This is a genomic window from Pedobacter sp. (assembly GCF_965227205.1).
In the GTDB taxonomy this organism is placed as follows: Bacteria; Bacteroidota; Bacteroidia; order Sphingobacteriales; family Sphingobacteriaceae; genus Pedobacter.
Genome location: NZ_OZ245727.1, coordinates 4,514,914 through 4,527,418 on the forward strand (window position 1 = coordinate 4,514,914; position 12,505 = coordinate 4,527,418).

General features: G+C 37.3%; 8 protein-coding genes. 7 read left to right on the forward strand and 1 reads right to left on the reverse strand.

What is annotated here, in order from left to right; translation table 11 throughout:
- The first annotated feature begins 146 nt into the window (after positions 1 to 146).
- The 4 genes from ACO05K_RS19580 (at position 147) to ACO05K_RS19595 (ending at position 6,632) form a co-directional block, all read left to right on the forward strand.
- Positions 147 to 1,922: an AMP-dependent synthetase/ligase gene (locus ACO05K_RS19580; RefSeq protein ID WP_421946084.1), complete on the forward strand. Its 1,776-nt coding sequence runs from the start codon at positions 147 to 149 to the stop codon at positions 1,920 to 1,922.
- Positions 1,894 to 3,612: a gamma-glutamyltransferase gene (ggt, locus tag ACO05K_RS19585; protein WP_421946085.1), complete on the forward strand. Its 1,719-nt coding sequence runs from the start codon at positions 1,894 to 1,896 to the stop codon at positions 3,610 to 3,612. The genes ACO05K_RS19580 and ggt overlap by 29 nt, the downstream gene beginning before the upstream one ends.
- Before the next feature lie 98 nt (positions 3,613 to 3,710).
- Positions 3,711 to 5,036 carry a DUF6089 family protein gene (locus ACO05K_RS19590; protein WP_421946086.1) on the forward strand — a complete coding sequence of 442 codons (1,326 nt, stop codon included), beginning with the start codon at positions 3,711 to 3,713 and terminating at the stop codon, positions 5,034 to 5,036.
- A gap of 144 nt (positions 5,037 to 5,180) precedes the next feature.
- Positions 5,181 to 6,632 carry an IS1182 family transposase gene (locus tag ACO05K_RS19595; protein ID WP_421946087.1) on the forward strand — a complete coding sequence of 484 codons (1,452 nt, stop codon included), beginning with the start codon at positions 5,181 to 5,183 and terminating at the stop codon, positions 6,630 to 6,632.
- Positions 6,633 to 6,849: 217 nt separating this feature from the next.
- Here ACO05K_RS19595 and ACO05K_RS19600 read toward each other — a convergent pair whose 3' ends face one another.
- Positions 6,850 to 7,779 (reverse strand): hypothetical protein, encoded by a 930-nt coding sequence (locus ACO05K_RS19600; protein ID WP_421946088.1) that lies wholly within the window; start codon positions 7,777 to 7,779, stop codon positions 6,850 to 6,852.
- 167 nt (positions 7,780 to 7,946) lie between these two features.
- Between ACO05K_RS19600 and ACO05K_RS19605 the strand changes: the two genes are divergently transcribed.
- From ACO05K_RS19605 to ACO05K_RS19615, 3 genes are all read left to right on the forward strand, one after another.
- Positions 7,947 to 8,381, forward strand: coding sequence for a MarR family winged helix-turn-helix transcriptional regulator (locus ACO05K_RS19605; RefSeq protein ID WP_421946089.1), 435 nt, complete (start codon positions 7,947 to 7,949; stop codon positions 8,379 to 8,381).
- Between the two features lies 1 nt (position 8,382).
- A complete protein-coding gene (locus ACO05K_RS19610) occupies positions 8,383 to 10,788 on the forward strand; it encodes a 3-hydroxyacyl-CoA dehydrogenase NAD-binding domain-containing protein (protein ID WP_421946090.1) in 2,406 nt (801 codons plus the stop codon).
- A gap of 474 nt (positions 10,789 to 11,262) precedes the next feature.
- Positions 11,263 to 12,438, forward strand: a complete 1,176-nt coding sequence (locus ACO05K_RS19615; RefSeq protein ID WP_421946091.1) for an acetyl-CoA C-acyltransferase — start codon at positions 11,263 to 11,265, stop codon at positions 12,436 to 12,438.
- The last annotated feature ends 67 nt before the right edge of the window (positions 12,439 to 12,505 follow it).

Here is a 12,505-nt window from a genome sequence, read left to right on the forward strand (position 1 = left end):
TAATAATGTTATTGCTAAGTTTATTCCAACAATTTGTGCCTCAAATTCGTTTCTTTTATAAAGGAGCACATTTACAGGTCTAATGGCTTGAAATGCATAACCTTTTTGAGGTGAAATTCTTAACTTAACCAAATAATAAAAATCATATGGCTGCAGAAATTAAACGTGTATTCGATCTACTGAAATTTAGTCTGGAAAAGCCGAAGCCAGAATTTATTAATGGTAAAGTAAATGGCAAGTGGATAAATTATAGTACAGAAGAATTTTGTACAACGGTTGATAATTTAAGTCGTGGTTTAATTAAAAATGGCATAAAAAAGGGCGGCAGAGTGGCTGTAATGTCTCATAACAGGCCAGAGTGGAATATTGCTGATTTTGCTGCAAACCAAATTGGTGCTTACCAAATCCCATTGTATCCAACTTTAGCCGATCATGATATTCAATTCATTCTAAAAGACGCAGAAATTTCGACAATTTTTGTTGCTGATGAAGATTTATATAAAAAGGTTAAGCCTAATGTAGAGATTGTAAATCCCGAGATAAAAATATATACTTTTAACGAAGTTAGCGGATCCGAAAACTGGACGAAGTTAACTGAAGAAGGAAAAAATAGCCCTGAAATTAACCTTGATGAATATCGGGAAAAGATTACACCCGAAGATATACTTACTTTAATTTATACTTCCGGAACAACCGGAACGCCGAAAGGTGTTATGTTAACGCACAGCAATTTGGTGTGTAATTTTGTGCATTCTGCTGTTGTTATGCCCGAAGGTGTAAATAAAGGATTAAGCTTTTTACCACTTTCTCATATTTTCGAACGGATGATAATATATTTATATCTGTACAATCGTACTGATGTTTATTATGCTGAGAGTATGGAAACAATTGTTGCCGATATTCAACACGTAAAACCAAATGCTTTCTCAACAGTTCCACGTTTACTTGAAAAGGTTTACGATAAAATTATGGAGAAAGGAAAATCGTTAACGGGAATTAAAAAAGGAATTTTCTTTTGGTCGGTTGCCCTTGCAGAAAAGTATAAAATTGATGCGGGCTCATGGTACAATTTTAAACTTTCCATCGCTCGTAAACTGGTATTTAAAAAATGGCAAGAAGCGCTTGGTGGCGAAATCGTTGTAGTTGTTTCTGGTGGAGCTGCATTAAATCCTCGATTAGCCAGAATTTTTTGGGCTGCAGGAATGCCTGTTTTCGAAGGTTATGGTTTAACAGAAACTTCACCAGTTATAACTGTTAATCATTTCGGTGGAACAATGTTTGGTTCGGTTGGAGAAGTAATTGATGGAGTAGAAGTTAAAATTGCGCAAGATGGCGAGGTTTTAACAAGAGGCCACCAAGTGATGAAAGGTTATTATAATCGCCCTGATTTAACGGAAGAAGCAATTGATAAAGATGGTTGGTTCCACACAGGAGATATTGGAGAATTGGTTGATGGTCGTTTCTTAAGAATTACCGATAGGAAAAAAGAAATGTTTAAAACTGCGGGAGGAAAGTATGTTGCTCCGCAAATGTTAGAGAATAAGTTCAAAGAGTCTATTTTCATCGAACAAATAATGGTTTTAGGCGAAAACCGAAAATTTCCTTCAGCGTTAGTGGTACCAAATTTCGAAACTTTAAAAACATGGGCTGGTCGTAAGGGTATAACTTTTACCAGTAATGACGATATTATTAAAAATGATCAGGTTTTAGCAAAATACAATGAGGTAATAGAAGCGGCTAATGTTGGTTTTGGTAAATGGGAGCAAATTAAACGCATTGCACTACTTCCAAAAGAATGGAGTATTGACGGAGGAGAACTTACCCCGAAATTAAGCTTAAAAAGAAAGGTTATAACTGAAAAAAATATTGCTATAATTGAAAAAATTTATAAAGATGCAGAAGATTATAAAGCTTCAACTTAGCAGTATCCTATCGGGATATATTTTAATAGTTACAGTGCTTTCTGGTTGTGTTAGCGGGCAACTCGGTAAAAAAAATAGTGATGAATATAAGAATGGGATGGTCGTTTCTGCGCATCCTGAAGCATCAAAAGTTGGTGTCGAAATTTTAAAAAAGGGTGGGAACGCAGTAGATGCTGCGGTTGCTGTTCAATTTGCTTTAGCAGTAGTTTACCCAAATGCTGGTAACCTTGGTGGCGGTGGCTTTATGGTTTATCGTTCATCAAAGGGAGAAATAAATACACTAGATTTTAGGGAAAAAGGACCTGCTGCTGCAAGTAGAGATATGTATTTAGATTCTGCTGGCAATCCAATACTTGGTAAAAGTTTATATGGGCATTTGGCGGTTGGTGTACCCGGCTCTGTAGATGGTATGGTAGAAGCTCATAAAAAATATGGAAAGTTAACATGGGCAGAAGTTGTAAAACCTTCAATTGATTTAGCTGAAAAAGGCTTTCAAATTACTAAAAGCCAGGCTAGTGAACTAAATGGACTACACAGAAATTTCATGAAGTTTAATCCTGATGGAACAGCTTTAGTTAACCTGGATGGTACCTGGAAGGAAAATGATTTGTTAATTCAGAATGAACTAGCAAATACCTTAAAATTGATAAGAGACAAAGGTAGAGCCGGATTTTACGAGGGTGATGTAGCTGGTTTTGTTGTTGCAGAAATGCAAAAAGGAAAAGGATTAATCACAAAAGAAGATTTAAAAAATTATCATTCCGCCTGGCGTAAACCTTTAACAGGAAATTACAGAGGGTATAAAATTATCACTATGCCGCCAACATCAAGCGGTGGCATTGCACTTATACAGTTGTTGCAATCTGTAGAACCTTATCCACTAAAAAAGTGGGGTCATAATTCAGATTCTACAGTTCAATTAATTGTAGAGGCCGAAAGGAGAGTATATGCAGATAGGGCAACACATTTAGGCGATCCTGATTTTTACAATGTTCCTAAAAACCAATTAACAAGCATTCCGTACAATAAAAACAGGATGGCAAATTTTAATTGGTCTAGAGCTACCCCAAGCAGTGAAGTAAAAGCTGGTGAAGCTAATGCTAAAGAACACGAAGAAACTACCCATTTTTCTATTGTAGATAAAGAAGGAAATGCAGTATCTATTACAACCACATTAAACGGTTCTTATGGCTCTCTGGTTGTAGTTAAGGGTGCTGGTTTTCTCTTTAATAACGAAATGGACGATTTTTCGGTAAAACCTGGCTCACCAAATATGTATGGTTTGGTAGGCGGTGAAGCTAATGCCATTGCACCAAATAAAAGGATGTTAAGTTCGATGACACCAAGCATTGTAGAAAAAGACGGAAAGTTGTTTATGGTTGTAGGTACTCCTGGAGGCTCTACCATAATTACGTCAGTTTTCCAGACAATTATAAACGTTATTGATTTTGAAATGCCTATGCAATCGGCAGTTGCGGCGAAAAAATTTCATCACCAGTGGTTACCTGATGAAGTGTTTGTGGAAAAGGACGCATTGGATAGTTTAACGACTGAAAAATTAAAGGCAAAAGGTTACAAAATATCATCTCGCGGTGCAATAGGGCGTGTTGATGCCATACTTAAAACTAAATGGGGTAACTATCAAGGCGGAGCAGATCCGCGTGGAGATGATAAAGCTATAGGATACTAATTTTCAAAAAGTTGAAAAATATTTATCAATCTTAAACATTTTGGTATGACGATTGTAATATGTGGGCGACGCTTACTAACGTTAAACTAAAAAACGACATGAAATCAAATTTATTTAAATCCCTACCGGTAGTAATAGCCGGATTATTAGTTGGATCAGCAGCAGTGGCTCAGGAGCCTGCAGCAACAACAACAACTCCTTTCAGAACTTGGTCTATTGGCGTTAACGCCGGAGGTTTAACTCCATTATCTCCATTGGGTGGAAGAAATGATTTTAGCAATAATAAAACAAGTTTTGGATACGGATTATACGTTAAAAAACAATTAACTAACTATTTCTCATTACGTTTAGACGGAGTAATGGGTAAGTTAAAAGGCGATAATACTGAAGCTTATGATAGTGGTTTTACTAACACGAGCACAGTTTCAGCTTTTGATACTAAATTAAATTATTCAGCAAGTTTAAACGCTGTTATCAATATGTTTAATATTGATATGTTCAGAAAAGAAAACGCTGTTCAACTTTATGCATCAGCAGGTGCTGGTTTAGCTGGTTACAAACCAACTATTACTACTGCAGGTGGCGCTACCGCATATGCAGGTGGTAAAACTATCAACGAATTAATTATTCCGGTAGGTGTTGGTGCTAAATTCAAAGTTTCTGATGGTGTAAACATCGATTTAGGTTGGACTATCAACTATGTTGATGGCGATAACTTAGATGGTTTATACAGAAACGGAAATAATGATAAATACAACTACGCTTACGCAGGTTTAGAGTTTGCTTTAGGTAAAGGAAAACAATTAGCTTTCCACAATCCGGTAGCAGCTACCTATGATGAAGCGCTTGCTGCAAAAAATACTGCTAACGCGTTAAAAGGTGATTTAGATGCTCAAAAAGCTGAAAATGCCAAATTACGTTCAGAAATGGCTGATTTATTAAAAGATACTGATGGTGATGGTGTTGCTGATAAATTAGATAAATGCCCTGGAACACCTTCTGGTACTGTAGTAGATGGTTCTGGTTGTCCTTTAAAAACTCCAGAAAAAGTTGTTGAGAAAGTTGTAGTTACAGAAGAAGATCGTAAAGTTGTTAATGAAGCAATTAAAAACTTAGAATTCGACTTAAACAAAGCGACTATTCGTTCTAAATCTTTTGCATCATTAAATAGAGTTGCTGCTTTATTAGTTCAGAAAAACTTCAGCTTAAAATTAGCTGGTCACACTGATAATACTGGTTCTAAAGAATTAAACTTACGTTTATCTAAAGCTAGAGCAGAATCTGTAAAAGCTTACTTAGTTTCTCAAGGTGCTAACGCATCTCGTATCGAAGCTACAGGTTACGGAATGGGTCAACCAATTGCAACTAACAAAACTGCAGCTGGTCGTCAGAAAAACCGTCGTGTAGAGTTTACTTTATATTAGGAATTAATAAATTATAAAAAATGCCCCTTGATGAAAATGAGGGCACTGAAAAAGTCCCCTAATTGAAAAGGACAAAAGGAGTAGAAAACTAGTTTTTCTGCTCCTTTTTTTGTATTTTAAAGGTATATTATTACTGCTTTTAAGATGCTTCTTCAACAACAAAAAATCCAGTTTAGCGAGTTTTCCAGGCTTTATGACCTGATTGTTCCCAAAGAGAACTTACTGCGCAAGATTAATGAGCTTATAGATTTTGGTTTTATATATGATGAGCTTCTGGATAAATACTGCCCGGACAACGGGCGTAATGCTGAGAGTCCGGTACGCATGTTTAAATACTTATTGCTGAAAACAATTTATACGGTTTCAGATGTTGATGTGGTAGAACGTTCCCGCTATGATATGTCCTTCAAATATTTCCTGGAGATGTCCCCGGAGGAGGATGTGATCAATTCAAGCTCATTGACCAAGTTCCGAAAGCTCCGCCTCAAGGACATGGATCTTTTAAACCTTCTAATTGGTAAAACTGTTTCCCTTGCATTGGAAAAAGGCATTATTAAATCCAGGTCCATCATTGTCGATGCGACACATTCACTTTCCAGATCCAATCCATATTCACCTATTGAAGTACTCAGGCAACGCTCAAAACTGCTTCGAAAAGCAGTGTACCTAATGGATGATGACTTCAAGGGTCAGATGCCTGAGAAAAATGATTCAAATGATATTCTTAAAGAAATAGAATACTGCAAGGAATTACAAAAAGTTATCGAGTCTGATGAAGCATTAAGTGAAATTCCTGCAGTGAAAGAGAAGCTAAACCTCTTAAAAGAAACAGTAGAAGATACCCAGGATAACTACACCTTATCCAAAGATATGGATGCCAGAGTCGGACACAAAACCGCTGATAGTAGCTTTTTTGGTTACAAAACTCATTTGGCAATGACAGAGGAGCGTATCATAACAGCAGCTGTTGTTACCTCCGGAGAGAAAGGAGATGGTCCTGAGCTACCAAAATTATTGGGTCAGACACAGTCAAACGGAATGGAGGTGGATACTATTATAGGTGATGCAGCCTATGCTGGCAAGAACAACCTTAAGCTTAAGGGTTTGAACGGAAATAAGGTTAAGATAGTTGCCAGGATGAACCCTGCTATTACTCATGGTACCAGAAAAGAGGAAGAAAAGTTTGATTACAATAAAGATGCAGATATGTTCGTATGCCCCGCAGGGCACCTGGCTATGTATAAACGGGTGCAGGGCAAAAAGGTAGACAGGAAAAACCAGATGATGACCTATTATTTCGATATCGAAAAATGCAAAGTATGCCCGCTAAGAGATGGCTGCTATAAATCGGAAGCCAAAAGCAGGACTTACTCGGTCGCCATAAAACCAGATGAGCATAAAGAACAGGAAATATTCCAACAAAGCGAGTACTTTAGGGAGAAATCAAAACATAGATATAAAATTGAGGCGAAAAATAGTGAATTGAAAAATATTCATGGATATGACAGAGCGAACTCTTATGGCCTGGAAAGCATGAAAATGCAAGGTGCACTTGCGATATTCGTAGTTAATCTTAAAAGAATCCTCATATTCTAAAGCGGGATCATCATTGCCACAAAATATCCTAAAAACAACCATAAAATACCAGAATTCGGCGAGAAATCTCAATAGATTGGGCCCCGTAAAAATATAAAAATACTCAAAAAACAAAAAGCGGATGGAGATCTTATAACCTACCCATCCGCTAATCTTTTTATAGACCATTTTTAAGTCTACTTTTTCAGTGCCCTCGATGAAAATTAAGGGGCATTTTTTATTTAATCGTTTTTATCAGTTTCTGAATACTACTTAAATCATTCATCTCAAAATTTAACGTATTCGGAGAAAACTTTTGATAGATGATTTGATTATCACGACTATCATAAATACTAATTATTTTATCGCTGCCACGTTGTGTATATATTACGTATTTAATGGGCGTGCTTTTATCAAGAATTAAACTATCCAATTCATCATAGTTTGAAAACTTTAGTTTATATGTATATGGTTCTTGTATTGTAGTTGCATCGTAATTACTTACCGCACCTTCTCCTCTAATTGTGTTAAAAGAGTTTTTTATGTATTCTGGTACATATAATGTTTGTGTTGATAACTGTGGTAATCTTACTTTGTTATAAAACTCAAATTCTAACGACCTGTTTTTTTCTGATGTTAAACCATCATTTATTTGCTTAAGGTAACCCGCTAAAAATCCTGGCGACCAGTTATGGAAAATTGAAGCGTTAAATAAATCATTCAATAGCCTTGATTTTTTAGCTTTTTTAGAACCAGATTGTTCATCCATTGTGTTTACTTGCATGTTTGTGTACATATCTGCAAATAGTGTAACAGTTGCTAGTGCAAATTCTTCCTTTTCTTTCGGTTTTTTCGATGGTGTGGCAAGTTTTAAAACGTATACTATGTTCGCTTTACTAGTTTCATCAATCTTTTCGCTATAGGCATCAAAGTAGAAAAAGGAATAATTCTCAAGCGTATTGTATGATGCCAATTCTTGTGGCTTTATGATTTTATATGGCGTGATTGTCCAGCTTTTTTTTATTGCTTCATCAAATTTTTCTAGTTCTGCGTAATCTTTATACTGCAATGTAAAAAGAGTTGTAGTCTTCTTGAATAGCTCTAATTTATCATCAGATATAGATTCTTTAGCAAAATAAGATACTTGAGCGCAGCAATTCAATCCCATTAAAATAAACAATGAGAGACTAAATATTTTTCTAAAAACTAACATAGGGCATTTTCATTTGTGTTGAATCAATTATAAGAATCTTTTGACAAATATTTTGAATTTTCCTATTGCATTAACAAAATACATTCATTAGCTTTGTTATGCAAGCATAATAAATTACGTAAATGAAACAACAGCAAACTATTGATTACCATGTGAAGTTTGCATGGCAAAACATGTTTAATAAGTATAATCAAATGGCATCTAGTTTTGGGATTACCCAAGCCATAGGTTACATGCTGATTAACATAAATGATGATGAAGGTACTGCTGTTTCGAATTTAGCTGGCTTGCTTGGTGTAAAGGCTACCAGTCTTTCTCGAATGTTAAATAACATGGAAGATGCCAATCTGATTTATCGCGAAACATCGGCAGGTGATAAGCGTTCGGTAAAGGTTTTTCTTACCGATTTTGGAAAAGAAAAGAAACAATTGGCCAAGGGCGTTGTTCGAAAATTTAATGAGTATCTCGACGAGCATTTCTCTAAAAAGGAAAAGGAGACATTCATTAATTTATTAATAAAACTAAATGATATAACTGTAGCATATACTGTTGATTAATATGAAACGAAGCATTAATAAAGTTGCTGTTCTGGGTTCAGGGATTATGGGTTCGCGTATTGCATGCCATTTCGCCAATATTGGTGTAGAGGTGTTGCTTTTAGATATCGCACCAAAAGAACTGACGTCAGAAGAGCAGGCTAAAGGACTAACGTTGGATAAACCTGTGGTTAAAAACCGGATTGTAAATACAGCTTTGCAAACGGCTGTTAAAACCAATCCGTCACCGGTATATTCCAAAAAAGTATTGAACAAAATTAAAACCGGAAACTTCGATGATGATATGTCGAAAATTGCAGGTTTTGATTGGGTGATTGAAGTGGTTGTAGAAAATCTTGACATTAAGAAAAAAGTTTTCGAGCAGGTAGAGCAGTTTCGCAAACCTGGTACTTTAATTACTTCAAACACTTCTGGTATTCCAATCCATTTAATGGCTGAAGGTAGAAGTGAAGATTTTAAAGCGAACTTCTGCGGCACACACTTTTTTAATCCTCCTCGTTATTTAAAATTATTGGAAGTTATTCCAACGCCGCATACCAAACCGGAAATTGTAGATTTCTTAATGCATTATGGTGATAAATTTTTAGGTAAAACCACGGTTTTATGTAAGGATACACCTGCATTTATCGCTAACCGCATTGGCGTTTATTCCATTATGGCTTTGCTTCATTTGGTTGAAAAACTTGATTTAACAGTTGAGGAAGTTGATAAATTCACAGGTCCTGCTTTGGGCAGACCAAAATCGGCTACGTTCCGTACTTCGGATGTAGTGGGCTTAGATACCATGATTAAGGTTGCCAAAGGACTTTATGATAATTGTCCTGAGGATAAAGCACACGATTTATTTAAGCTTCCTGAGTATGTTAAAAAAATGGAAGAGAATAAATGGTTGGGCGATAAAACCAAACAGGGTTTCTATAAGAAGACTAAAACAGCTGAAGGCAAAACTGAAATTCTTGCGCTTGATTTAAAAACGCTTGAATATAAACCTCAGCAAAAAGTAAAATCGGCTACTTTAGAAATGACCAAGCCTGTTGAAAATCTTCGCGAACGCATGAAGATTTTTGCGAAAGGAAAAGATAAGGCAGGTGAATTATTCCGCCATTCTTCTTTTGGGTTATTTGAATATGTATCAGATAGAATTCCAGAGATTTCTGATGAATTGTACCGCATTGATGATGCCATGCGTGCGGGTTTCGGTTGGGAACTTGGACCTTTTGAGCTTTGGGATGCCGTTGGCGTGAAAGAAGCGATTGAAGGAATGGAGCAATATGGAAACAAAGCTGCGGCCTGGGTTCATGAAATGCTTGATGCTGGAAACACTTCATTTTATAAAGTTGAAGGCGGCGTTAAAAAGTACTATGATATTCCATCTAAATCTTACAAAGCTTTACCTGGAACCGATGATTTTATCATTTTAGATAACGTTCGTGAAAATAAAACCCTTTGGAAAAACTCTGGTGTTTCGATTATAGATTTAGGCGATGGTATTCTGAATGTAGAATTTCACACCAAAATGAATACCATTGGCGGTGATGTGATTTCGGGCATTAACAAAGCCATTGATATGGCGGAGAAAGATTATCGTGGTTTAGTTATCGGTAATGATGGTGCAAACTTCTCTGCTGGTGCAAACGTTGGGATGATTTTTATGATGGCGGTAGAGCAGGAGTGGGATGAATTGAATATGGCGATTCGCATGTTCCAGAATACTTCGATGCGCATTCGTTACTCATCGATTCCGGTTGTAGTGGCGCCACATAATTTAACTTTAGGTGGTGGTTGCGAGTTTAGCTTACACGCCGACCACGTTCAGTTATCGGCAGAAACTTATATGGGTTTAGTGGAGTTTGGTGTTGGTGTTATTCCAGGTGGTGGTGGTACCAAAGAGTTTGCTTTGCGTGCTTCTGATGAATATAAAGACGACCAGATTGTTCAAAATGCTTTAAAAGAGCGTTTCTTAACCATTGGTATGGCCAAAGTTTCCACTTCGGGTTATGAGGCTTATGAATTGGGTTACCTGCAAAAAGACAAATTCTCAATTTCGATGAACCGCAACCGTTTACTGGCCGATGCAAAAGCAAAAGCGATAGAATTGGCTGATGCAGGTTATACCAAGCCTGTTCAACGTACAGATATTAAAGTATTGGGTAAACAAGGTTTGGGAATTGTTTATGCAGGTGCGAATAGCATGTATGCTGGTCATTTCATTTCCGAGCACGATAAAAAAATCTCTGAAAAATTAGGTTACGTAATGTGCGGTGGCGATTTATCGTCTCCAACAGAAGTAAGTGAACAATATTTGTTGGATTTGGAAAGAGAAGCGTTTTTATCACTTGCCGGAGAAAGGAAAAGTTTAGAGCGGATTCAATCAATAATAACGAAGGGGAAACCGTTGAGGAATTAGACGGAGTATCGAGATATGAGTATTGCGATATAGGTATCAAGATATGAGTATCAAGTATCAAGATTGGAGTTTGTTTAGCCATCTCGTCATTGCGAGGCACGAAGCAATCTTAAAGCGGTGGGTTTTGTAGAAGGGTTATAAAACTCTAAGGGGAAATTCCCCTCTTCCAGAGGGGTGCCTGCAAGGCTGGGTGTTAATTGAATTTGAAAAACAGTCTCAACCTCTCTAAACCTGATAGAAGTGGAAATACTTTTTGGTGGTTCTGACAAGAAAGATTGCCACGTCGTTCCTCCTCGTAATGACGGACATGAGAGGAATGACAGAAGTTTAAAAAGATTGAAACGAATAGCGGGACTACCCGAACCGATGAAATGCAGGTTTTGCTTTTCTAATTATAAATAAAAATAAAATATTGGCGATTTCAAATTTGAGCCCTGTCTTGATACTTGATACTCGCTACTAAATACTAAAACAATGGAAGCATACATTATAGCCGGATATCGTACAGCAGTGGGCAAGGCGCCCCGTGGCGTATTCCGTTTTACAAGAGCTGATGATTTGGCTGCGGAAGTGATTAGGGCTTTGGTGGCCTCGGTTCCGAATTTAGATAAAGAACAAATTGACGATGTAATTGTGGGTAATGCTACGCCAGAGGCAGAACAGGGCTTAAATATTGCCCGTATGATTTCGCTGATGGGCTTGGATACGGACAAGGTTCCAGGGGTTACGGTGAACCGTTATTGCGCATCGGGCTTGGATACGATTGCGACTGCAGTTGCAAAAATTAAAGCTGGAATGGCCGATTGTATCATCGCAGGCGGCGTAGAAGTGATGAGTGGAATGCCTTTCGGTGGCTGGAAATTGGTGCCGAATGCGGAGGTTGCCAAGAACAATCCAGATTGGTATTGGGGAATGGGTTTAACTGCTGAGGCGGTTGCCAAAGAATACAATGTGAGTCGCGAAGACCAGGACGCATTTTCTTTGAAATCTCATGAGAAAGCGATTCATGCGATTAAAAATGGTCATTTGAAAGATGGCGTTTTGCCAATTACGGTTAATGAAAATTACCTGGATGAGAACCTGAAAAAGAAAACGCGTTCTTATGTGGTTGATATAGATGAGGGACCGCGTGCTGATACGACTTTAGATAAATTGGCAAAATTGAAACCAGTTTTTGATGCGGTTGGAAGTGTTACCGCTGGTAATTCATCGCAAACATCTGATGGTGCAGCATTTGTTTTAGTGGTTTCTGAAAAGAAAATGAAAGAGTTAAATGCTGAGCCAATAGCCAGATTAGTAAGTTATGGTGTGGCTGGTGTTCCGCCAAGAATTATGGGTATTGGTCCGATTGAGGCGATTCCGAAAGCATTGAAACAAGCAGGTTTGAAACAAGATGATATTGATTTAATCGAACTGAACGAAGCTTTTGCTTCACAATCTTTAGCGATTATCAGGACTTTGGATTTAAATCCAGACATCATTAATGTAAATGGTGGAGCAATTGCATTGGGGCATCCGCTGGGTTGTACCGGAGCGAAATTGTCGGTTCAAATGCTTAACGAACTAAAAAGACAGAATAAACAATATGGAATGGTAACCATGTGCGTGGGTACCGGGCAAGGTGCAGCAGGGATTTTTGAGCTGTTTTAGGATAGTATCAAGATATGAGTATCAAGTATCAAGATGAATAGCAAGGGGAAAAACGTCATCCTTAAAA

Excerpts from the sequence above, each read along its gene's own strand:
- ACO05K_RS19595 (WP_421946087.1), top strand. The coding sequence starts at position 5,181 with ATGCTTCTTCAACAACAAAAAATCCAGTTTAGCGAGTTTTCCAGGCTT.
- ACO05K_RS19580 (WP_421946084.1), top strand. The coding sequence starts at position 147 with ATGGCTGCAGAAATTAAACGTGTATTCGATCTACTGAAATTTAGTCTG.
- ACO05K_RS19605 (WP_421946089.1), top strand. The coding sequence starts at position 7,947 with ATGAAACAACAGCAAACTATTGATTACCATGTGAAGTTTGCATGGCAA.
- ACO05K_RS19590 (WP_421946086.1), top strand. The coding sequence starts at position 3,711 with ATGAAATCAAATTTATTTAAATCCCTACCGGTAGTAATAGCCGGATTA.
- ACO05K_RS19600 (WP_421946088.1), bottom strand. The coding sequence starts at position 7,779 with ATGGGATTGAATTGCTGCGCTCAAGTATCTTATTTTGCTAAAGAATCT.
- ggt (WP_421946085.1), top strand. The coding sequence starts at position 1,894 with ATGCAGAAGATTATAAAGCTTCAACTTAGCAGTATCCTATCGGGATAT.
- ACO05K_RS19610 (WP_421946090.1), top strand. The coding sequence starts at position 8,383 with ATGAAACGAAGCATTAATAAAGTTGCTGTTCTGGGTTCAGGGATTATG.
- ACO05K_RS19615 (WP_421946091.1), top strand. The coding sequence starts at position 11,263 with ATGGAAGCATACATTATAGCCGGATATCGTACAGCAGTGGGCAAGGCG.